Origin of the sequence: Paenibacillus sp. YPG26 (genome assembly GCF_023704175.1) — a bacterium.
Taxonomy (GTDB): Bacteria; Bacillota; Bacilli; order Paenibacillales; family Paenibacillaceae; genus Fontibacillus.
In genome coordinates, this window is record NZ_CP084530.1 from 885486 (window position 1) to 907452 (window position 21967).

Sequence of the window (21967 nt, forward strand, 5' to 3'; positions counted from 1 at the left end):
CTTTGTGCCAAAATAAGTGAACCATAAGTGAAATGGAATTACGAGAGGGCAGGAGGGAATTAGGATGCGGAGCAGCAAGAAGGAGCAGGACAGCCTTCTAAAGTGGTTCCAGGAGAAGCTGTCGAAGAGCTCGGATGTGGAGCAGCGCAGCCTGGGCAACTCTGATCAACAGGTGAACCTCATGTATTTGCGGAGTGTATCCGACTCCAAGGTGGTGAACCAGTATATAATCCGCCCTTATTATGAAATGGAAGAGGAGGGTGTCTATGAGAAGTACATCGCCTCCTTCCCAGGAAGCAAGTCAAGTCAAGACGCCAAGGAAGCACTTGAACTGCTCCTTAATGGTTATATAGCTATCTTCTTCAATGAGGGCACGCTGTACCTGTTCGATGCGGTTCGTGCGGAAGCAGGGCCAGTAGCAGAGGCGCAGACAGAGGTTATCGTTCAGGGTCCATCCGATTCCTTCAATGAGAGTATGGATGTCAATATGAACTTGATCCGGCGTCGTTACCAGTCGGGTGATCTTAAGGCAGAGACAACCACAGTCGGTCATAAATCGAAGACCAAGATCGCGATCATGTATGACGAGACACGGGTAGATCCCCAGGTGCTCAAAGAACTTAAAAAATGTCTTGACGGAATCAACATTGATATTCTCCAGGCTGCGGCTGAACTCGACAAGTATCTGTCGGGCAATAAATACCGCTTGTTCCCGACAACCATTGTAACTGAGCGGCCAGACCGGGCTGTCTTCAACATTTCGGAAGGGAAAATAATCCTTATTGTGGACACAGCGGGCTTTGTGGTTATCCTTCCCGCAGTATTTAGTGACTTCTTCACAGCGATGGATGACAAGCTTCAGGTGCTTCCAGTCGGGTGGTTCCTGAAGGGAATCCGCTATCTGGGACTCATTCTTACCGTGTTAATTCCTGGACTCTATGTCGCCTTCACTTCGTACAACCCGGAGGTTTGGAAAGTGCAGATTGCGCTGTTAGTGGCGGGCAGCAGGGCTACCGTTCCCTATCCCTCCTATATCGAGGTATTAATTATGCTGCTGATGATGGAGTTCCTGACCGAGGCGAGCTTGCGGCTGCCTAAAGCCATCGGCCCTACAGCCACTACGGTTGGAGGGCTAATCCTGGGGACAGCGGCTACGGAAGCCGGGCTGGTCAGTAATATAATGATTATTCTTGTCTCGGCAGTTGCGATCTCCAACTTTGTTATTCCTATGAATATGATGGGATTTACCATCCGGGTAATCAAATACCCGTTTATTTTCCTGGCTACGATATATGGCCTCCTCGGGATTGTGCTTGGATTAGTTAGTGTGATTATGTACCTGTCCAGTCTGAGGAGCTTCGGGCAGCCTTATTTCAAGATATATGCACTTGATAGAATTAGAACGAACAAGGTGCAAAGGGAGAGAGAGAATGGTTAAGAACAAATACATTTACTATCTCTTTCTCATTAATGCTTTGATTAATGTTATTAATTTCGTGCCGCGGGGCTTAATTGCCCAGCGCTTTAACGGAGCGGCGATGGCCATTGTAGTCTCTGTTCCCATCGGATTAACGCTTATGTATTTGTGTGTGAAGATGATGAATAAATTCCCGGGTGAAGGGCTGCCGGAGATTCTTAATGCGAACTTTCCGCGGCTTGTGTCCAAGGTCATGCTTTTTGGACATACGCTATTCTGGTATTTCGCCGGACTGATTACCTTGGTTGCATTTGTTGATGTGACGATGAGGTATATTACAAGCGACGTATCCCCGCTCTTGATTATGGTTGGCTTTCTGGTAGTCGTCTGTCTGGCGATCCGTCTAACCTCAGAATCGATCCTGTACGGGCTGGAAGTACTGATCGTTATTAATGTGCCTATCATCATTTACGTCTTGTTCAAAGCGCTCCTGAATCCCATGTTCAGCTGGGATGCGGTCATGCAGGTAATCACCTATTCGCTCAAAGCACCTTCATACGGAGCAATCGCACAGGCTACCTTCATATTTACCGGGTATCTTAACCTGGCTGTGTTCAACCGGGTGTTCGACAAGGTCCGGATAAGGCAACTTTGGCTGATTGGCATTTTCGGCTTTTTGACTTTGGTTGTTACGGTATTTATACCGATTGGTTATCAAGGAACGATAAATGTGGAGAGACATGTGTATCCTTGGTTCTCTACGGCGGATGTGCTTCGCACGAAGAACTTCATTATTGAACGGGTGCTCTTCTTTTTCTACTTTACCTATTTGACGTTGTCGCTGGTGAGTTCCATCATACACTGGCATGTGGCTTTGGAGATGTTCAAGGGCTTATTTACTACTAAAGAGAAGAAGAAGCGGAAGATTGACCCGGAATGGTGGATGATTCTTGCGTTCTGTGCTGCTGCCTTGATCCTGATGAATACCAATCAATTTGTCCGGGATCGCGCGGGACTCTTGTATCTGGATGGCCGTCTTATCGCGGAAATGATTCTTATATTCAGTCTCTATCTGGCTCACAAGAGGAGGAGGGCTAAGAAACGTGAATAGAACGGTGTGCTGCCTGCTGGCTCTGCTGCTGCTTCTGCCACTCCAAGGCTGCAAATTCAAGGATATTGATCTTAAGCTGTTTGTTATCGCTGTGGGCATCGATGAATCGGAGAGCAATCCGGACAAGCTGAATGTTACTTTGAAGATCGCTGTTCCGCAGGGAGACCCCAAGAAAGCAGAGCAGCAGGTTCAGATCATGACACAGGAAGGGGACACCTTAGCCGAGACGATCCGTGAGATGAAATCAAGAACGGATAAAGAGCTTGATTTTGGCCACTGCAAGGCCATACTCTTTGGAGAGAAGTATGCCCGTAAGAACATCCTGCAGTCTATAGACTGGCTGATGCGCAGAAGGGATCTCCAGCTTACCATCTATACCGCGGTAGCCAAGCCTTCAGCGAAAGAGGTGCTTAATGTGCAGCCGGTAACGGAGCGTATTCCCGCGAATTCGATTCTGCTTGCCTTAAGCAAGGAGGGGACAGAATCACCTTTTATTGTTCCCCCGGCTTTCTCCTATATTCTGCAGAGACGCGTTGATGAGATTGGAGTGGATCCTATTCTGGCTCTGGTTGAAAAGAAAAGTGAAAACGAGTTTTTAATCAACAAATCCTACATGTTCGACAAAAGTAAAGCCATAGCCGTATTAGAGCCAGAGGAGACGAGAATTTATAACTTACTCAAAACGAAGAACCTCAAGACCTCTTTTAACGTGGATTATGAGGGGCTTAAATATGCTTACAATATAGAGGGTTCCAGAGCGAAGTATAAGATCATTACCCCTAAGAATAGTACATCTTATATCGAGTATAGAATTAAAATCTCAGCCGAGATAGAGGAGAGTCAGAACGGTGTGAGATTTACTGCAGGGCTGCTAGACGGGTTATCCGAGGCGGCGGGGGAACAGCTAAGTGAACGTGTGAAGCGGGCCCTCTCCAAGATACACCAGAGCAAATGCGACCCCTTGGGCTGGGGGCTGCACTATTATGCTACGCACTGGAATAATTCTACAGAGCAGAAGGACTGGGAGGATCTTAACGAGCGTCTTGAGTTTCGTGTAAAAAGTGACGTGAAGATCAAATTTACGGGTACCATTCGATAAGACAAAATGGGGTCCTCCCTACAGATTCTACTACAATCTTGAGGGAGGACCCCAACCGTATGCTTCTTACAAATAGCCATGGCTTCCACAATGGACGCTGATGGCTATTTGCCATTTCTATTCCTCGTCACCGCCGTCATATCCGTTGATGAGATCCATACCGTGCATAATAATCTCGGGCGGGGCCGCCGGATCAACCGGGCTGTTCTTCTCTATGGCGTCCGCATCGGGCACGTCCTCAAGAGGAGTATCCAGAGCCGGATCTGGATATGAATCCGTTCTCTCCTCACTATAAGCGCTCAAGCTCTGAGTACTCCGCGTGTCATGAGGGAGCAGGTCATCAACAGGAATGTCGTTCTCTGGACTATAATCTGCCAGAATCTTGTACTGCTCAAATTCCTGGTCCCCGCGATTTAGGTTCAATGTATTGTCGTCACGATCCATAGCCGTGTCCTCCTTCAATATACACTAGATTAGGGTCTACTTGGAGCTTACCCCAAACAGGCTTATTCCAAACGAATGACCATGAACAGGCATGCCATAAGCATATTCCCGATACATGGCACTTGAGGAGAGGTCCCTAACGAACAATACCCCGGAGAGCCAGGCTCTCCGGGGTATAACTTAGACTGGAAGCTTAAAATTTAGGGAACACGTACTTAACGAGGAAATAGAGAAATCCAAAGAACAGAATAATGTAAGCAGCGTATTTGATGAAAGTTGAAGCTACCAAGCTGGAATCGGATTTATGCTGAATGTCCCTTCTCTCCACTTCCACATTGCTTACTTCTGTACGCTCCTGGGGATTCATCATTTTAACTTCCTCCTTTGTCCATTTACACATGCCTGCGAACGCTATTGATAATTAATAAACACAAATAGTTAGGGCGAATCAAACGGGTAGAGGATCGGCTGATCTACAGGTGTGGCGCTTGACTTGTGCCTTATAATTGAAGGTGCTGAACAGAGATAAGTACAAGGGAGTGGAGTTTTTTGTATGTAGATAGGTTGAAACGGGGTTTCCTGGGAAATACCCGCAGGGATATCTTGTCCGGGCTTACCGTTGCCTTTGCATTAATACCCGAGGCGATTGCCTTCTCGATCATGGCAGGAGTCGACCCGATGGTGGGACTGTATGCTTCATTCACGATAGCTGTAAGTATCTCATTCTTCGGGGGGAGACCGGGAATGATCTCCGCGGCAACAGGCGCGATGGCCTCCTTGATGGGCCCGCTCATTGCCGGATACGGGATCGAATATTTATTTGCGGCCACGGTGCTCACGGGAATTCTGCAATGGGGGATGGGGGCATTTCGCTTCGGACGCTTTATTACTTTTGTTCCACACTCCGTTATGGTGGGATTCGTAAATGCACTGGCGATCATTATATTTATGGCCCAGCTGCAGAGCTTTGAGGGAGCTAACTGGGAAGTCTATGCGATCCTGGCAGGCACGCTGCTTATTATCTACCTGCTTCCTCTGCTGACCAGGGCGGTTCCTTCGGCATTGGTAGCGATTATCGTGATGACACTGGTCTCCGTATTCGCAGGCGCTGATGTGAGAACGGTTGGTGATATGGGGAATATTACACAATCGCTGCCATTTTTCCATCTGCCGCAAATCCCGCTGAATCTCGAGATGCTGATGGTCATTTTTCCTTATTCCCTGGCCTTGGCTGTGGTAGGGATAACGGAATCATTGCTTACGGCTTCATTGGTTGACGAGCTTACGGAGACGGGAAGCAACAAGAACCGGGAGATCCGTGGACAAGGAATAGCCAATGTCATCACCGGCTTCTTCGGCGGTATGGCCGGCTGCGCCATGATTGGACAGACCGTCATTAACGTTAAGTCGGGTGGACGTACCCGGTTATCCACCTTTGTCGCGGGCGCTTTTCTGCTGTTCCTCATTCTGGTGCTAGGCGATGTTGTACAACAGATTCCCATGGCTGCCCTGACGGGAGTTATGTTCATGGTGTCCTTCGGAACGTTCGATTGGGGCTCTCTTCGTAACATACACAGGATTCCGCGTACGGATGCGTTCGTGATGATCGTTACTGTCCTGATCGTGGTTGTCACCTCAAACCTGGCGATGGGTGTAATCTGCGGGATTGTGCTAAGTGCGCTTTCCTTTGGCTGGAGGGCAGCCCGCCTAGGATCAACTTCAGAATTGGATGACCGGGGTGTGAAAAAGTACACCGTAACGGGACCGCTCTTCTTCGGCACGACAACCCAATTCATTGAGTTATTTACGGCTGCTGAAGATCCAGCAGTGATTATAATCGACTTCTCTAGATCGCATGTATGGGATCAGTCAGCTATCCAGGCGATTGCCAAAGTGACAGCCAAGTATGTGGAGCTTGGTACAGAGGTTAGAATCCAGGGACTGAATGAGGAGAGCCGGGTTCTAATGGAGAGAGCCGGGTATGCCTGAGGTTAAGCTGCTCATAGCTGTTTTGTTATCGGGTTGACTTCTCTATGACTCTTTGTCTACAATTTGCAAAGGAATACTTGGCACACCTTAATTTGGGAGCTGACCCACTATGATTACCATTTACGATATCGCTCGAAAGACCGGTTTTTCACCAACCACCGTCTCCAAGGTGTTCAATGGCTACACTGATGTCAGCCAGAAGACACGGAGGATCATACTGGACACCGCGGCTGAACTCGGGTATGTGCCCAATGCGAATGCGCGAAGCTTGACCACCAAGCGTTCCTGGACCATCGGGATGCTCTTCATTGAGCCGGCGGGCTCCGGGATCCGGCATCCTTACTTCGGCGGTGTCATTGACGGCTTCAAGAAGGTAGCCACTTCCAAAGGTTATGATCTGATGTTCATCTCCAAGGATATTGGAGGACGGAAGAGCGGATATTTGGAGCACTGTAAAATAAGAGGTGTGGACGGAATTATTGTTATTTTACCGGATAATGCCGATCCCTATTTTCATGAACTCATGGACAGCAGCATACCGATGGTTATGCTCGATCAGTACTCGGCCACGCACAGTACGATCAGTTCGGATAATATACAGGGAGGCGTGATGGCTGTAGAATATCTGTACTCGCTTGGACACCGCAGAATTGCCCATATTTCAGGTGGACTGGATACTTTCGCTGGAGAGAAGCGCCACGAAGGTTACAAGATGGCCTTGAACAAGCTGGGGATTCCCTTGAACCCGGAATATGTAGCTGAAGGCCCTGCCGACTATTCGGTTGAGAGCGGGTACTGGGCCATGCGGAAAGTGTTAGGACTAGAGGAGCTGCCAACGGCTGTTTTTGCTGCAGGGGATAATCTTGCGGTAGGGGCGATCCAGGCGATTCGGGAGCAGGGTCTGCGTGTACCGGAGGATATTTCGATCATAGGCTTTGACGATATTGAGATGGCCCAATTCCTTACGCCTGCCCTGACAACGATTAGACAGGATACCTATCTGCTTGGCAGCCGGGCAGCTGATATGCTGATCAGCACCATTGAGGGAGCCCATACGGTTCAAGATGAGATCCTGTCAACGGAGCTGATTGTTAGAGACTCTTGTCAGCGGCAGGCATAGTTGGGTGTACTGTTGAATGGGAGGCCTCCAGATATGGAGGTCTCTTTTCCTATCAGTTTGGTGGTTTGGAACTTAATACCTATGAATGTGAGCAAGAGTATTTACCTAAATGGAAATATTTGATAGTCTTAAAAGAGCTGGCAAGCAACCTGCCAAATTTAAATAAAAGTCATTAAGCACCATTAAGGGTGCTTTTATTATGATTATACATAACTTTTCAGTCAGACAAACTTTCAGAATTCTTTCGGTGTATGGTTAATATGTGAGAGGGTTCAATTAAATTGCCGAGGTGTATAAATGAAGGGTCTGCTTAAAGGTATCATTATCGTTATAGTTTTAGTGGGGCTGGGATTAGCCCTGTTCACAGCTGGCCTGTTAAAGAACGAGAAGTTGGATGCATATCGTATTGTGAAATGGAATGTGGCCTGGGTGAATAGTCTGGATATGCCTGGCGACAGCTCGCAGATTAAGACCCTTAACGGTTGGCATTCGGCCAATATCGATGACCCGATGCCTGGAAGGCCAATTGGAGGCTCGAAAGCTTGGATCGAATTCACCCTGCCGGGTGGGGACAAGGGGCCTCAAGCTATATTACTGGATAAGGTATATGCCCAAGAGGTCACTGTGTATTTAGGAGACACAAAAATTTATGAATCACCACGTAACGAAATTTACGATATCAAGAAAGTGATAGTGCCCTTTCAACAATCAGATCATGGAGAACAAGTATATGTAGGATTTACTTCAAGTTACTCGAGAATCGGTCTTGTCAAAGACGAGATTAAAGTCGGCAATTATGAGCAGTTGCAAGGACATTTTGTGAAGAAGGATGTCTTGGACTTTGTCATCGGCGGGGCTCTCATTTTTATAGCTATAATCATGCTGATCTGTCTATTCTTTTTGAATAATATTCATCTGGTCAGCTGGCTCGCGTTATCCATGGTTATTCTCTCCAGCGGGATCCTCATTATAACCTACTCTACCTTTCTATACACTTTTTATGAGGTCAATGTGAAGAACACCCAGTGGATATTTGACATTTCGCTATTTGTACTTCTCTATTCTATGAACTTCTTTTTTGAGAAAATATTTGGGAAGGGCTTTTTCTCAATCATTACGATTGCCCGTAGAGTACATTTAAGCTACTCCTTGTTCTGCTTTATGTTTGCTCTCTTTAATATTTTTAATTCACATAATTACGATCACATCTACGCCGTGCTGACTACAACTATCATGGGATATATCATGATTATACAGTTTGCCATACTGGTGAGTGTCGCCCTGGTTGATGCAATTAAGGGGAATATGGAGGGGATCATCTTCTCCATAGGGTTCTCTCTACTAGCGCTCTTAAGCTTGGTTGAGTTGGTATGGTATCTAATGAATAATCAGAAATATGAGCTGGTCGCCTGGAAATGGGGCTTAATCTGCTTCTTGATCTCACTTATTGTGATATTAGGAAAAAGGTTCGCTAAAAATCATGATCAGCTTGTGGAATACTCCCAGCGCCTGGAGATATTTAATGATGAAATGCAGCGTTCAGAGAAAATGGAGATTATTAGTGAGCTTGCCGCTTCTGTTGCTCACGAGGTTAGAAATCCGCTGCAGGTCACACGTGGATTCCTTCAGCTTCTGAGTGAGAAGCAGCAGTCTCAAGACAAGATTTATCTGGGTATGGCTCTGGAAGAGCTAGATCGTGCTTCCGGTATTATCACTGATTTCCTCACCTTTGCGAAGCCTGAAGCCGGGAAGAACACGGTTCTGAACATATTGAATGAGTTCACTCATATTGAAGGGATTCTGGTGCCCATGGCTAATCTGCAAGGCGGGCGCATTACTATGGATATTCCGCCTCTGCTTGAGGTCAAAGGCAATTCTTCCAAGTTCAAACAGGCCTTCATTAACATTATTAAGAACAGTATTGAGGCTCTACAGGGTCAAGGCGAGATTCAAATCTGGGCTTATGAAAGAGAGGGTCAGATCTATATCCATGTAAAGGATAACGGGGAAGGCATGAGTGCAGCGGAGCTTGCCCGGCTCGGTGAGCCTTATTTCTCAAATAAAAGTAAAGGAACTGGCCTAGGTCTAATGGTTACTTACAGTATTATTGACGTAATGAACGGGGAGCTTACTTTCAAGAGTGAGAAGGGGGTGGGAACAGAGGCTATTATCCGATTCCCGGAGTTTAGGGAATAAACTCCGGAGAAAACGGACTGTGTATGTGATTATTGCACTAAGTTGTAAATTCAGATTACCAAGAGTTCTTGACTGCTGTGACTTTATTAAGGGCCTGAGCCGGATTAGGAGGCAGCACCAGATAGAATTCATCCGCCTTCTCTTCCACAGCATTAACTTTGATGTTCTCTGGAAGAATTACGCCTAATGCTTCTTGGATGGCTTTCTTAGGGTTAGTGAGAAGTTGTTCCTTGAAACTTGGATCCTGCCAAGCTTTCTGAATTACTTGATTTGTAAGAATCGCATCAGTTGACATAGTAATCTTCCTTTCAAAATAGGTATTTTGTTCCAATAACAATGTATCATATAGTCCGTGGTTTATCTAGTAATTTTATACATTTTTAGAAAGCCAGTAGTTCAATCCTCCTGATTGCAACAGCATTCGATCTCTTTCGATATTTCTCGTTACATTTTGCAGCTCTTCGAGCAGATGATGGCTGAAATCTATTAAATGCGGCGCCAGCTCATGAACAGCTTGAACCTGAACATGATTGGCTGAAGCTTGCTCTGAATAGCGGATAAGGCAGTCGTCTATGTAGATGGCTTGTTCGATTTGTTCGTGTGATATCCCTTGTTCATCCGGTATCTTGAGTTCGGCGCGAACAAAGGCGACCAGGCTGTTGTAATTCCTCTCCCCCAGATCCTTCTTCCAGTCCATAACATCATCCAGCATTTGCAGCGTGATAAGTGCATAATCGGTAGCATCTTCAAGCCGGGGAATCAGATGAACTTGATCAGACAGGATCAGGCTGCCTGCCACAGCCAGCTTCACAGGAGCTGCCTTATGAGCCATGCGGACCAGATGCTCTATGAAGAAGTTCTCTTGATTCTCTTGCGTTACGGCTTCCGCCCATTGCTGTAAATAGGTCCGGTAATAACCCCAAAACGGGGAATCAGCCGGGAAATACGAGCTGTAGATAGAGATGAACTCCAGCTGCAGCAGGTTCGCGAGCGGAAGGATCTCTGCAGAACCCTCACCCGGGCTATCCATTACATCATCAACAAGCTGGAAATATATCATTCCAAATATGTTGGCAAGTGAGAGTCTACGGCTGATCTGAATGCTGACCTGCGAACTGTTCCTGAGCCACAGGGGCAACAGAAAGCTGATGTAGTTATTGGAGTTGTTTTTGTTCAACAGATCGGCTTGTTCCAGAAGGTCCAGACCCCTGTCCCGGAAATGGCCGGGCATCTCCCCAATCATTCTCTCCGCCTCCGCAAGGATCCACTGCATGTCCTCTTCATATTCTAGATACCATTTCTCCATATTTCGTCCCCCCGTTATAGAATCGTCGAGTCCCTAAGCTGTGTTACATAGATAACGTTCTTAGTTTTGAATTAGTTCGTCATTGTGCTGATATTATATATAGAAAATTTGAACAAATCTAATTGGTAGCTGTTCTAAATATAAATAGATTCACGATTGGTGAATAGAAGAGAAATGACGCCGTGGCTTTGAAGCCCGGCGTTTTTTTAATACATTGCAACAAAAGGAAGGGAACACCGTTTGGAAGAAAGAGGGGGAATATGCAATGAGAGGCAGAATGTTCCTGGTTTTTATGCTGGTTGGTATATTTATGGCAGGCTGCAATCACGACAATCAAATTAATGAAGTGCCCGTAATCAAGCAGATTAAAACTTTCTATCCGGAGGATATAAGTACTACTGACCGAATAGAGATACTTAGTTCTAATGGGGAGCGAAGAAAGGTTGAGAATAAAGACAGGATTAGACGTTGGCTGGATCAAATTGGGGAGTTAAAGGTGAACGTTGATACGAATCCCGAAGATAGCAGTGGTGTCTTGTTTGGTATATCCTTATTCAAAGGGGAGAATAGAATCCTCTCCCTGACACCTACATCAATTAACGGAACAGCCATTCATGTTAACAAAGTCTTGACCAGCCTGATGTTTCAATTATGGGATGGATCCAAGTGAATGTTGTGAATCTTCACCCGGGTTAGAACATCTGATGAATACCTATTATAATGAGTAGAACCCCGGATACCACCGTTGCCCGGTTGCCCAGCTTCTCGGCTGCGTAACGTTCACCGAACAAGGAGCATAGGGCAAGCAGAACAAAGCTAAAGAAGCCGACGGAGAGCGAGGTCAGCCACACATTAAGGTGTGTGATTCCCGCATTGAAGCCTCCCGCCAAGGCATTCATAGCCAGAGCTATGCCAAGCAGCATAGATTCCGCCAGGCTGATGGACTGGGAGCTGTCCCTGTCGGCCTCTTCCGGATTACTGAGCAGGCGGGTGAAATTGCTCCCGTTACCGCCTTCAGGCTCAGGTCTGCTGCTCTTCTCCCGGAAGGGCTGCAACAGAACCCATATTCCAACCGCGACAATGACGATGGTGCCAATGACCTGACCGATCCAAGGCTCCATCCATCTCGAGATCAGGCTGCCGAATAGACCGGACACCAGGGTAGCAAGAAATGAAATAATGGCAATCGCCAGATTGGAATACCAGGGAATACGGATTTTTTGAACACCATAGGCAATTCCTACTCCGGCATTGTCAAGGTTGGAAGCCAAACCGATTGCTAAGATGGCCATCAAACTATAAGTACTCATGAGGTTCGCCCCTTTACCATTGCTTATGAGATCAGCATATGCCCATTTGCATGGAATGGTTTCTCTAAGATATGGCGGGGCTAACTGCTGCCGTTCGGCTGCATGAATTGTTTCCATTTTTGTCGATAAAATGTTACCCAGAATCCATATAAACGTGTATAATTTGAAGTATGATCCACTGAGGAGTGATAATTGTGCTTGAAAATTTATTGCGGCCAACCCATTTGCTGCTGTTAGTTATTGCTGCACTTCTGTTGTTTGGTCCAAGCAAGCTCCCTGAACTCGGACGCAGCTTCGGATCGATGCTGAAAGAGTTTAAGCGAGGCGCACGCGGAGATGTTGTGGAAGAAGAGAAGCTGCCGGATGCCAACAAGCTGGAAGAAGTAAATCATAAATAGAGTAAGGCACCCATTGCTGGGTGCCCTTTTTGTATCCTCTGTTATGTTAAGGAATTACTATAATCGTACTGGTATATTACGGGGTCACTATAACGGTAGTGTACGGAGGCAGGTGCAGCTTCGCCCCATCCAGCTTGGAGGCGCTATTTGTTGTCTTCAGGATGTTCTTGAAGGCCGGCACACCCGGAGAGCCTGTAAGTGTAGTCATCTGCTCCCTGCCCGATAGATTGTGAACCACAAGCACGGTCTCCTTACCCGAAGTTCTTACATAAGCCATCATGCTGGTATTATCCTGTGTATATTCGTCGATATTCCCGCCTTGCAGAGCGGGAATTTGTTTTTTCCAGCTAATCAGCTCCTTATAATGGTTCAGTAAGGAATCCGGGTCCTTCAACTGGCCCTCTACACTTGGCGCATCCTTCCCGCTGTTGTTCGCGGCAGGCTCCCAGGTTGTCTGTCCGGCTCCCTTGCCGGCTGCATACCACTGCATGGGCTCGCGAATCTCCTCATCAGGCTTGGAGCCCTTCATGCCAATCTCTTCTCCATAATAGAGGAAGGGATTGCCCGGAAGCGTCAGTAGGATGGATGCCGCCATCTTGGCGTGGTTGGTATCACCGCCGAGTACACTCATTACTCTGTTCTGATCGTGATTGGAGAGGAACACGGCATCGGTGAACTTACCATTTGATTTCTGTGCATAGAAGTCATAGGTACGCTTAAGGGTGAAGGCAAAGTTATTATCCTTCTCACCGGTGGCGGCATTCAGGATCAGCTTGGCGAGCCCGAAATTAAACCCTGAATCAAAGGCCCGGTCCAGGTAGACGGCTACGGATGATGCGGAATCCTCCCATACCTCTCCAACCAGGTAGACGCTTGGATTCGCTTCACTCATTCGGCTGCGGAATTCCTGCCACCAGGCGACGTTCTTGGCAGTTGTTGCTTCGTTGCGGTCGGATTGCAGATCCTCGTAGATATGTTTGGCCGCATCCAGTCTGAATCCATCTACCCCTTTACTCAGCCAAAAACGTCCAATATCCTCGATCTCGCTCCGCACCTCAGGATTGTCAAAGTTCAGATCCGGCATGCTGTCCGAGAAGGCTGCCAGATAGTGGCTCCCCAGAAGCGGATGCCATGCCCCGCCGCTGCTTGCTGCGCTGGGCCCTTCGGGATTCTTGTTCTGATCCTCTGCCCAAGTGTACCAGTCCCGGAACTTGCTCTTCTTCTCCTTGGCTGACTGAACGAACCATGGGTGCTGCTTGCTTGTATGATTAACCACCAGGTCCATAATCACTTTAATATCCCGTTGATGGGCTTCCTGAATGAGCTTGTCAAAGTCAGCCAGTGTTCCAAAGTCCGGATTGATGGCCCTATGGTCTGTCACATCATAGCCATGATAGCTGGGGGAAGGGTTGATTGGGGTAAGCCAGAGGCCTCCCACGCCAAGGTCCTTCAAATAATCAAGCTTGGCCGTAATTCCATTCAGGTCGCCGATTCCATCTCCATTACTGTCCGCATAAGAACGGACGAATATTTCATAATAGACGGTCGAGCCCTGCTGAAGCGTTGAAGCGGCACTCTTCTGATTCTCTGTCTTAGGACCTGCGGCGGGCGCCTCATTAGCTGTCTTGGAGGGGGCGGTGCCCGAATCAGGAGCTGAGGATGAGCTGCATCCAGATAACAGACCCGTCAGCAGAGCCGCTACGGCAAGCCAGCGAGGAAGCTTATACACTGATTTTGAAGCTGTACCTTTATTCATAGGTGAACAATCAATCCTTTCAATTGAGTGTAAATGAATGATAAATGGGGTAGGATCTATTTCCCATATTAATTGATGAAAGCGATTTAGTAAAACGTTTTCGTCAAGTTGTCCCGGGTTCAAACAGGTTCAAGTTCTCCTGTACTTGTCTCTGTCCGTCCTCCCGGCCCGGGCAGGCAGGCCAGCGGTTGTATTCCTGTATTAGAAATGTGATACATTATAAGAAAGAAAAAGAACAATAAGATATCATTTGTTCAGGTTATGGAGGGATTTAAATGCAGGAAGATTACGAACGCAAGCTGCAGGATCAGAAGGATTTGTTCAGACAGCTTGGGATCAAGCTTGACGCGCTTTCTATTCATGAGAAGGAGTTCCCTGTGAAAATGAGGGGTTATGAGAAGGAGGACGTTGATCGGCTGCTGGATGAGGTGATCATTGACTATGAGCGCTTTTACGATATTATTACAGATCTGCTCGATAAATATAAAGAAATACAGCGGAGACAGGCTTATTGGGAGGAAGAGAAGAGAGCCTTAACCGCTCAGAAGGCCAAGCTTGAGAACACCAATGTAGTTGACCGTCATCTGGTTGATGAAGGAATTCGTTCCCTTGAGCGAAGCATTGAGCAATTCAGGCTTACTATTCGCCGGGAGTTCGATGTTTGACTCCGTGCATAATAACGGGATAATGAATGAATACTTATGATTAAGGCTAATGCTTGTATGTCTATAATCTCAGACCCTATGCTGCTGCATAGGGTCTTTGCTTGTGTGCGGAGTGTGCTGAATCTGGGGCAATTTGGAGGGGCTGATGTTTCGCATTTTGATCGGTGGGTAAATTAATCAGGTAGCCGCCGACATGGCAGGCAAGCTGATGAGTATAAAAACGACAACTAACCGGCATAATGCCTTGGTATCTATAAAGGAGAGAACGAAGATGAAAGAACAGGAACAAGCTTTTAAAAGAATCAAAATAACTGTAAATGGTGAGCCCGTAGGAAATGAGATGTTCATCGATCAGGAGACTTACGTCCCGGTTGCGAGACAGTATGTAACTAATCTGGAGTCGGCTCAGGCCGAACTAGCTGAGACATCTGTACTATAAAATTTAACCATATAGGACATGGGTTGCATAGAGACACTCGGACAGTGAACTGTCCGGGTGTTTTTGATTTTATATTCTCGTTATCGAAGTTGAACTTAAGAATACTCCTAAGCAAGGGTATCGAATGGTCTTGGAAAAGCGATAGCGGTCGTCTTAATATTTAGGAGATTTTCGACATAATCATCCTGGCTTGTTCCACATAATTCAAAAAAAGATGTTTATCTCCCAGAAGGCGGGGTAATAACATAGCGTAGCAGACAAGACAGTCTGAACAACTTCAAAAACCATAAGGAGTGATTCATAATGGCACGTAATAACGACAATAACAAGATGAGCCGTGAAGAAGCAGGACGCCTGGGTGGAGAAGCTACAGCAAAAAATCATGATAAAGAGTTCTACCAGGAAATTGGCCAAAAGGGTGGAGAAGCTACTGCTAAGAACCATGACAGCGAGTTCTACCAAGAGATTGGCCAAAAAGGTGGAGAAGCTACCTCAAGAAATCATGATAAAGAATTCTATCAAGAAATTGGTCAAAAAGGCGGCGAAGCCAGAGGGAACTCTGACAGCGACAGCAGCGATGGTAAAATGAGCCGTGAAGAAGCAGGCCGTAAAGGCGGCGAAGCACGCGCACGCCAACGTGACTAAGATTAACTATTGCGAACTAAATTTACAAAATATTAGTAGAAAAACCTCGGGTTCTTAACAGACCCGGGGTATTTTCTTGATTTTTCATGTCCGATTAAGTTATAGTGGCTAAATGTGTGTGGAATACTGAATACAAACTTCACCAGAAATGGGAGGGAGTTATTTAATCAGGAGGTATTGCCATGGACCAAAGACCAGAAACAGGACGTTTATTTATTGCTGTTCCCCTGCCGGATTCCCTTCAGAACACAATTGGTGAGTGGACCAGGGAACACCTTGGACATCTTCAATTCAGGAAATGGGTGCATCCGGCGGATATGCATATCACGCTGCAATTTCTTGGCGATACACCGCTACAGAAGGTGCCTGAGCTTAGCGAAGCGCTTCGGCATGCTGTCAAGGGCTTTGGATCCTTCCCGCTGGAGGTTCGCGGGCTGGGTACTTTTGGGCGGCCGGCAGTGCCTAGTATACTTTGGACTGGCATAGATGGGCAGGTGAGCCGCCTGACGGATCTATACAAGCAGGTGACAGCGGCCACATCCAGATTGGGATTTCAACTGGAGGAGCGTCCGTATAAGCCTCATATTACGCTTGCCCGGTCGTACCAGGGGGAATCTTCTTTTAACCTGAAAGGCCTTGACTCTACAGTGTCGTTCGGGGAATGGAGCCCTGATTCCGTGGTGATCTACAGGACGCGAATGGGTCGAACTCCGATGTACGAAGTCACCCAGAGAATCATGTTATGACAATATTTTTGAGAAATTGTTATTCAAAACTCTAAGATTCGGTTACATAACATAGAGTGTGCACGAACAAGTGTGCCTTATAAAGCGTCTCCCGAGGAGAGCGGGGGGTTAAGGACGACTTTATAACAGAGAGAGAATCTACCGGACGCAGGAGGTCATTATGGATTTATTCAAACAAAACCGTTACGTCGCGCTGTTGATCGGCGCTATTCTAGTATGTGTGGGATCAATATGTCTACTTTGGAGAACGGCGGGAATAGAGGATCAGGGGATTATGAGTATGCCAAGATTGGGTGCAGAGTCCACGGTCTCTATGCTGCAAGCTCAGTCTTTGCGTCCATACGTGGCTTCAAATTCTGTGATACAGAGGACAAGTCCGTCCCATGTTGCAACAGAAGGACATGCCTTAAATAAGGCGTTAGAGAAACGCAAAATAGTCAAGGAGCAGCCGATTACTGCTGCAAAAATCGACAAAACCATCCCCCCGAAACAAATCTTCTTCACGAGAACGGCGCTGTTAAGCCCGGAGGATAAGAGTAAATCCACCTGGAAATACGCGCTGTCGGAAGAAGAGCTGCTTCTCCTGCAAAAGATTGTTATGGCAGAAGCAGAGGGCGAACCGTACGAGGGCAAAGTGGCAGTTGCCAATGTTGTCCTGAACCGGCTGCGGTCAGCCAATTATCCCGATACTATTAGAGAAGTTGTATATCAGAAATTTCAATTCAGTCCTGTTCGGAATGGTCGATTAAAGCGTGTAACGCCCAACAAGGATACGGTTCGTGCAGTAACCGAAGCCCTGCATGGACGCAAGGAAGTCAGCGATGATACTTACTATTTCCTGTCCATTAAGCTTGCCAGTGATCTAACCGTTGCGCGTACCCAGAAGAAAATCAAACAGATCGGCAATCATACTTTTTATAAATAGATCAAGGCTCTTATATTAGTGTTACATGCTGAACTGCCGAAGTGCCTGTGATTCACTGTTATGTCTAAATGGTGTGGAGAACGAAGAGTCAAAGAGCATTTCTACTAAATCATGAGCACAGCGGTCCGGCTTGTAGTTGTTCCTGAAAGCGTGCTGCGGGTCTGACTTGATCTGTTCAGAATGGTATCTGCTGGTTAGCCGTGCGAACCATCGATCAATCGCTTCTGCCTCCAGTGTCTCGCCGTAACCACTGGTCACGAAATACTGCCGGTTGCTCTCTTCTTGACCGGGAATGGATTCACAGAACAACATGGGAAGCCCCTTGGCCAGCGCTTCTGTACAGGTCATACCGCCCGGCTTGGTAATTAGCAGATCAGACGCATCCATCCATTTACTGATTTCTTTGGTATGACCCAGGATTACCACATGGGGATGATCAAAGCCTGGATGACTCTTCAGCTTGGCAGCCAGCTTCTCATTCGTGCCTGTACAAAAGACTAGTTGAACCTTGTCTCTCCAGGAAGTTAGCGAGTCTAGAACCTGCTTCTTGAACAGAAGTCCCCATCCGCCGCCCATGATCAAGACGGTTGGAATGTTGCGGAGTTGTAATTCCTTCCGTACGCAGCTCTTGTTCCGCGCCGTCCAGAAATTCGGATGCACTGGGATGCCGGTCACATGAACCGCCTCAGATTTGATACCCCGTCTCAGGAGTAATCTGCGGACCTCGGGAGTGGAGACCAGGTAGCGGTCCACTTCAGGGTTGACCCATGCAGCATGGGCATCATAATCAGTAATGACTGTATATAGAGGCACTTTAAGTCCTGCCGATTTGAGTCGGGAGATGACCGCACACGGAATCGGATGGGTGCATATGATCAGATCCGGCTTCAACTGTTCGATAACATTTGCGGTATGGGTGTAGAAAATTTTGTGAAGAGCAAGCCGGGTCAACCGGTTAATGGGCTTCTCATACTGTTTGCGGTACAGCATCCCTACCAGAGCTGGACTTGTAATCACCGTCTTGCGGTAAGCAGACAGAATAATCGGTGCTACTACCGGATTGAGAAAAGAACCCAGCTCCAGTACTTTGGTCTGTATCCCGGGGCTAATCTTTTTCATACCTGCTGCCAGAGCGTATGCGGCCTGGGTATGCCCGCTTCCAAAACCTTCAGATAGAATAAGCACTCTTTTTCTGTTCACTTTGTTCACCTGCTTTATTTAGTCCTCCTTATATAAGGAGGCTATTTTTTTTGAAGAAAAGGCCTGGCTTCATTGTTCCATATGTATATTAACACTGTTCACTTGTCTATAGTTTATTTCGATTCCTATCTTTAGAGAACAGGCCACGGACCAGATATATACTGGACCAAGGTCGGGGAGGAAACGGACGGGCTAAATTAGGTCTTGCACCAGAAAAGAGAAAGTGGTACATTTGTAATCGACCAAATGACTAAATGAGAATTTTAGTCAGTCATACGGATTTGTTTGGGGAAGGGTGAAGTTCATGCATGTGGCGGTGGATCGCCGACAGCAGATTGTTGACGCGGCTGCCAAATCGTTTGCCTTGTTCGGGTATAAGGCGACGACCATGGAGCAGGTAGCGAAGATAGCAAGCGTAGGCAAGGGAACGATCTACACATTTTTCGCGAACAAGGAACAGTTATTCGATGAGATTCTGCGTTCGGTATTAAGGGAAATGAAGCGTATTATCGCGCAGGAGATTCAAGCAGGCAGGCCCTTTGTCGATAATATGCAGCGCAGTCTGGATGCTCTGCTGGATTTCCGGGATCAGCATGAGCTTCTGATTAAGCTGTCTCAAGAGGTTCGTGACTTCGGCACCCCTCAGGCTAAGGAAGCCATGCACCGGGTTGAGCAAGTCATCCTTGAACACTTGGAAGGACAGATCGTCCGTGCCATGGAACAGAACGCGATCCGCCGCATGGACCCGAAGATCATCTCTTTCGTTATGCTGGAGCTATATATTGCGCTCACTTCGGAATGGAGCAAGAATCATGACCCGCTGGACAAAGAACAGATCAAGCAGGTGTCCCGGATTCTTTTGGCAGAAGGGCTCTCGGTAAAGTAAGCCGGAAGCGTGTTGGAATGGTAGAAGCTTTAGATTAAATAAGGAGTGTTGTAAGAATGAAATCGATGTCTGTGTTTTTCAGTGATTTAATATCCAGCTTCAAGAAGCCGAAAGTGATCATTCCCATCCTGGTAGTATTGTTCATTCCTGTGCTCTACAGCGGGATGTTCCTGACCGCCTTCTGGGATCCTTACGGTAAGATGGGCGATCTACCTGTCGCTGTAGTGAATCAGGACAAGGGAGCCGAGTTCAATGAGAAGTCCCTGCATGTCGGTGAGGATCTTGTGGCGGAACTGAGGAAGAGTGACGACTTTAAGTGGGAGTTCGTAAGTCGGCAGGCGGCGGATGAGGGAATGAAAGATAATAAGTATTACATGACTATCGTCATTCCAGAAGATTTCTCCTCCAAGGCAACGACGGTGATGGATGAGCATCCAGATCCGGCCGATATCCTGTTCGTACCGAATGAAGGTTATAACTTCCTGGCAGGACAGATCGGGGGTACCGCAGTCAAAGAGATCAAGTCCAAGGTGTCGGCTAAAGTAACTGAGGCCTATACAGAAACACTGCTTACCCAGGTAGAGAAGGTGTCCGGTGGACTATCTGACGCAGGCAGCGGCGCGGACACGATTCATGAGGGGGCTGCCAAGCTTCAGGATGGAGCCGGCAAGCTGAAGGATAATCTGGCGAAGCTGGTTGAAGGAACAGTCAAATTGCAGGACGGGGTAACACCACTTGCTAATGGAATCAGTTCACTGAACCAAGGTGCCAAAGATTTGCAAAATGGGGCAGTGAAGCTGTCTGGAGGCTTAGGACAGTTATCGGCTGCTGAGAAACAGCTGGAGAACGGTGCGGTTGCGGCCCAGCAGGGGGGAACCAAGCTTCAGGCGGGTCTCCAATCCTCACTTGAAGGAACGACCAAGTTAGATGCTGGTCTTGAAGCAGCCCAGCAGGGCAGCAGTAAGCTTCAGGCTGGCATGGAGACTGCGCTTCAGGGAAGCGGGAAGGTAGCCGAAGGCGCCGACGGGGTAGCTAAAGGTCTGGAACAAGTCATGAAGGCAAGTCCAGAACTTGCCAGCAATCCGCAGATGCAGAAGCTGCTTGCAGCAAGTATGGCCGTAGCCAAGGGCAGTGAGCAGGTTCATGAAGGCCAACAGCAGCTTGCCCAAGGCGTTAAGAGCCTGAATGATGCACAGCAGCAGCTGGCACAAGGCAGCGGACAACTGGTTAAGGGTCAGCAGCAGCTTGTGGGAGGATCAGCCCAGCTGAATGAGGGGCAGTCCCGTCTTGCAGCGGGTATGCAGCAATTCGGAAGCAAGCTGTCTGAGGCAGCGGCAGGCAGTAAGGAACTTGCGGCTGGAACCGGGAAGTTAAGTGCCGGTACAGAACAGCTGGGTGCTGGGGTCAGCAAGCTTACAGGTGGTGTTGATGCAATTGCCAGCGGGTCCAAGCAGTTGGATACAGGCGCAGGACAATTGAAAGAAGGCACAGGCAAGCTGGCCGACGGTTCCGGAGAACTGGCGACAAAGCTTAACGATGCAGCGAAGCAGACATCAGAAGTCAAAGCTTCGGACGACACAGTTAGTATGTATGCCAAACCTGTTGGAGTTACAGAGAACAAGTATAATCCGGTACCTAACTACGGAACGGGCTTCGCACCTTACTTCTTGTCTCTTGGTTTATTCGTGGGTGCACTGATTGCTACTCTTGTTATTCCGCTCCGTGGATCTTCTGTCCAAGAAGCAAGCGGCTGGAACCGCTTTGTAAGCCGCACCTTGTCTTTTGGCCTGATGAGTCTGGTCCAATCCCTGTTTGCGGTTACGCTTGTGCTGTACGGACTTAAGCTTCAAGTTCAGAATGTGCCTATGATGTTCTTGTTCAGTTTTATAACAAGCCTAAGCTTTATGTTCATTATCCAAGCTCTTGTAACATGGCTTGATAATCCTGGACGTTTCGTAGCCATTCTGATCCTGATTATTCAATTAACAACGAGTGCGGGAACATTCCCGATTGAACTGATTCCTGACTGGATGAAAGTATTTAATCCGCTGCTGCCTATGACCTACAGTGTCTCAGGCTACAAAGCCGTGATCTCAAGCGGGGATATGCATGCGGCTTGGTCTAATGTAGGAGTGCTTGCGATGTTCGGAGGGACTTTCCTGATATTGACTTTGGTGTACTTCCTTATGAAGCACAAACGCAATACCGAGGTTGAGAATGAACAGATCTTGACCGCTTAAGAAGTTCAATCTACGAAATCACTGGAGCTAGAGCTAGAGCTAGCTAGAGTGTCAGTGTTAATCAGCTGTAAACAA

The 21967-nt window shown here is 47.5% G+C and carries 22 protein-coding genes; 15 read left to right on the forward strand and 7 right to left on the reverse strand.

Annotation, left to right across the window (positions count from 1 at the left end; genetic code table 11):
• The first annotated feature begins 64 nt into the window (after positions 1-64).
• Genes LDO05_RS03995 through LDO05_RS04005 form a run of 3 tightly spaced genes read left to right on the forward strand, consistent with a single transcriptional unit; the run spans position 65 to position 3627 of the window.
• Positions 65-1438 carry a spore germination protein gene (locus LDO05_RS03995; protein ID WP_251377624.1) on the forward strand — a complete coding sequence of 458 codons (1374 nt, stop codon included), beginning with the start codon at positions 65-67 and terminating at the stop codon, positions 1436-1438.
• Entirely contained in the window at positions 1431-2528 is a 1098-nt protein-coding gene (locus tag LDO05_RS04000; protein WP_251377625.1) for a GerAB/ArcD/ProY family transporter, read from the forward strand. The genes LDO05_RS03995 and LDO05_RS04000 overlap by 8 nt, the downstream gene beginning before the upstream one ends.
• Positions 2521-3627 (forward strand): Ger(x)C family spore germination protein, encoded by a 1107-nt coding sequence (locus LDO05_RS04005; protein ID WP_251377626.1) that lies wholly within the window; start codon positions 2521-2523, stop codon positions 3625-3627. Before LDO05_RS04000 ends, LDO05_RS04005 begins: the two co-directional genes overlap by 8 nt.
• Before the next feature lie 117 nt (positions 3628-3744).
• Here LDO05_RS04005 and LDO05_RS04010 read toward each other — a convergent pair whose 3' ends face one another.
• Together LDO05_RS04010 and LDO05_RS04015 are read right to left on the reverse strand one after the other, a co-directional pair.
• On the reverse strand, positions 3745-4071 hold the full coding sequence (locus tag LDO05_RS04010) for a hypothetical protein (RefSeq protein ID WP_251377627.1): 327 nt from the start codon (positions 4069-4071) through the stop codon (positions 3745-3747).
• 193 nt (positions 4072-4264) lie between these two features.
• A complete protein-coding gene (locus LDO05_RS04015; RefSeq protein WP_251377628.1) occupies positions 4265-4441 on the reverse strand; it encodes a hypothetical protein in 177 nt (58 codons plus the stop codon).
• A 194-nt stretch (positions 4442-4635) separates the two neighbouring features.
• Between LDO05_RS04015 and LDO05_RS04020 the strand changes: the two genes are divergently transcribed.
• The 3 genes from LDO05_RS04020 to LDO05_RS04030 all read left to right on the forward strand — a co-directional run bounded on the left by LDO05_RS04020 (position 4636) and on the right by LDO05_RS04030 (position 9376).
• On the forward strand, positions 4636-6060 hold the full coding sequence (locus tag LDO05_RS04020) for a SulP family inorganic anion transporter (RefSeq protein ID WP_251377629.1): 1425 nt from the start codon (positions 4636-4638) through the stop codon (positions 6058-6060).
• 109 nt (positions 6061-6169) lie between these two features.
• A complete protein-coding gene (locus tag LDO05_RS04025) occupies positions 6170-7180 on the forward strand; it encodes a LacI family DNA-binding transcriptional regulator (protein ID WP_251377630.1) in 1011 nt (336 codons plus the stop codon).
• A 297-nt stretch (positions 7181-7477) separates the two neighbouring features.
• Positions 7478-9376, forward strand: a complete 1899-nt coding sequence (locus LDO05_RS04030; protein WP_251377631.1) for a sensor histidine kinase — start codon at positions 7478-7480, stop codon at positions 9374-9376.
• Positions 9377-9431: 55 nt separating this feature from the next.
• Here LDO05_RS04030 and LDO05_RS04035 read toward each other — a convergent pair whose 3' ends face one another.
• Both LDO05_RS04035 and LDO05_RS04040 read right to left on the reverse strand, forming a co-directional pair.
• Complete coding sequence (locus tag LDO05_RS04035; protein ID WP_251377632.1) at positions 9432-9671, reverse strand: NHLP leader peptide family RiPP precursor; 240 nt, start codon at positions 9669-9671, stop codon at positions 9432-9434.
• A gap of 75 nt (positions 9672-9746) precedes the next feature.
• Positions 9747-10682 carry a hypothetical protein gene (locus LDO05_RS04040; RefSeq protein ID WP_251377633.1) on the reverse strand — a complete coding sequence of 312 codons (936 nt, stop codon included), beginning with the start codon at positions 10680-10682 and terminating at the stop codon, positions 9747-9749.
• Between the two features lie 265 nt (positions 10683-10947).
• Between LDO05_RS04040 and LDO05_RS04045 the strand changes: the two genes are divergently transcribed.
• Positions 10948-11352: a hypothetical protein gene (locus LDO05_RS04045; RefSeq protein WP_251377634.1), complete on the forward strand. Its 405-nt coding sequence runs from the start codon at positions 10948-10950 to the stop codon at positions 11350-11352.
• Between the two features lie 22 nt (positions 11353-11374).
• Here LDO05_RS04045 and ytaF read toward each other — a convergent pair whose 3' ends face one another.
• Positions 11375-11992 carry a sporulation membrane protein YtaF gene (gene ytaF / locus LDO05_RS04050; RefSeq protein WP_251377635.1) on the reverse strand — a complete coding sequence of 206 codons (618 nt, stop codon included), beginning with the start codon at positions 11990-11992 and terminating at the stop codon, positions 11375-11377.
• A 194-nt stretch (positions 11993-12186) separates the two neighbouring features.
• Between ytaF and tatA the strand changes: the two genes are divergently transcribed.
• Positions 12187-12390, forward strand: a complete 204-nt coding sequence (gene tatA, locus LDO05_RS04055) for a twin-arginine translocase TatA/TatE family subunit (RefSeq protein WP_251377636.1) — start codon at positions 12187-12189, stop codon at positions 12388-12390.
• Positions 12391-12466: 76 nt separating this feature from the next.
• On the opposite strand, the gene LDO05_RS04060 is transcribed toward tatA, so the two are convergent.
• Positions 12467-14146, reverse strand: a complete 1680-nt coding sequence (locus tag LDO05_RS04060) for an alpha-amylase family glycosyl hydrolase (RefSeq protein WP_251377637.1) — start codon at positions 14144-14146, stop codon at positions 12467-12469.
• A gap of 275 nt (positions 14147-14421) precedes the next feature.
• Here LDO05_RS04060 and LDO05_RS04065 point away from each other — a divergent pair, with 275 nt between their 5' ends.
• The 5 genes from LDO05_RS04065 to LDO05_RS04085 all read left to right on the forward strand — a co-directional run bounded on the left by LDO05_RS04065 (position 14422) and on the right by LDO05_RS04085 (position 17566).
• Positions 14422-14811, forward strand: coding sequence for a DivIVA domain-containing protein (locus LDO05_RS04065; RefSeq protein WP_251377638.1), 390 nt, complete (start codon positions 14422-14424; stop codon positions 14809-14811).
• 271 nt (positions 14812-15082) lie between these two features.
• On the forward strand, positions 15083-15250 hold the full coding sequence (locus LDO05_RS04070; protein ID WP_251377639.1) for a hypothetical protein: 168 nt from the start codon (positions 15083-15085) through the stop codon (positions 15248-15250).
• 303 nt (positions 15251-15553) lie between these two features.
• On the forward strand, positions 15554-15895 hold the full coding sequence (locus tag LDO05_RS04075) for a KGG domain-containing protein (RefSeq protein ID WP_251377640.1): 342 nt from the start codon (positions 15554-15556) through the stop codon (positions 15893-15895).
• 182 nt (positions 15896-16077) lie between these two features.
• Positions 16078-16641, forward strand: coding sequence for an RNA 2',3'-cyclic phosphodiesterase (gene thpR, locus LDO05_RS04080; protein ID WP_251377641.1), 564 nt, complete (start codon positions 16078-16080; stop codon positions 16639-16641).
• Positions 16642-16801: 160 nt separating this feature from the next.
• The gene (locus tag LDO05_RS04085; protein WP_251377642.1) at positions 16802-17566 is read left to right on the forward strand and encodes a cell wall hydrolase; all 765 of its coding nucleotides are present in this window, start codon (positions 16802-16804) and stop codon (positions 17564-17566) included.
• 21 nt (positions 17567-17587) lie between these two features.
• On the opposite strand, the gene LDO05_RS04090 is transcribed toward LDO05_RS04085, so the two are convergent.
• Positions 17588-18766: an MGDG synthase family glycosyltransferase gene (locus LDO05_RS04090; protein ID WP_251377643.1), complete on the reverse strand. Its 1179-nt coding sequence runs from the start codon at positions 18764-18766 to the stop codon at positions 17588-17590.
• A gap of 304 nt (positions 18767-19070) precedes the next feature.
• Here LDO05_RS04090 and LDO05_RS04095 point away from each other — a divergent pair, with 304 nt between their 5' ends.
• On the forward strand, positions 19071-19652 hold the full coding sequence (locus LDO05_RS04095; protein ID WP_251378600.1) for a TetR/AcrR family transcriptional regulator: 582 nt from the start codon (positions 19071-19073) through the stop codon (positions 19650-19652).
• Positions 19653-19708: 56 nt separating this feature from the next.
• Positions 19709-21892 (forward strand): YhgE/Pip domain-containing protein, encoded by a 2184-nt coding sequence (locus LDO05_RS04100; RefSeq protein ID WP_251377644.1) that lies wholly within the window; start codon positions 19709-19711, stop codon positions 21890-21892.
• Positions 21893-21967 lie beyond the last annotated feature (75 nt).